The organism is Pseudoalteromonas sp. RB2-MNA-CIBAN-0110, from assembly GCF_040309305.1.
In the GTDB taxonomy this organism is placed as follows: Bacteria; Pseudomonadota; Gammaproteobacteria; order Enterobacterales; family Alteromonadaceae; genus Pseudoalteromonas; species Pseudoalteromonas arctica.
In genome coordinates this window covers 1-293 of the sequence record NZ_JBEOOQ010000128.1, presented here as the reverse complement: position 1 = coordinate 293, position 293 = coordinate 1, and the positions used below count along the sequence as shown (strand labels likewise).

Annotated in this window: 1 pseudogene; it reads right to left on the bottom strand. The window is 41.6% G+C overall.

What is annotated here, in order from left to right:
• Window positions 1-293: pseudogene (locus AAEY68_RS20830) on the bottom strand (molecular chaperone); the annotation flags it as partial.

The following is a 293-nucleotide window of genomic DNA, read 5'->3' as shown; positions in this document are numbered from 1 at the left end:
CGCTAAGTTCTCTATAATGGTTAGCACTATAAAATTGGCTTTGTAAGTTTACATCGTTAATTTTACAGGCTTGCCAAAAAGCTTGATTAGGCAAAGGTAGCCCTGATTTAAACGTACTGCCTAAGCCTAAAAGCGGCATCAAGCCATAGTAACTTAAAGCTATGTCTAAATCGTTTCCACCAATACGCTTACCGCTGTGAGCTAAAAAGTCAGCGTCACGGTCATTTTTATCCCGAAAGCTTGGCCCCATTTGCACAAACGAGCAATCGCTGGTACCGCCACCAATATCAATA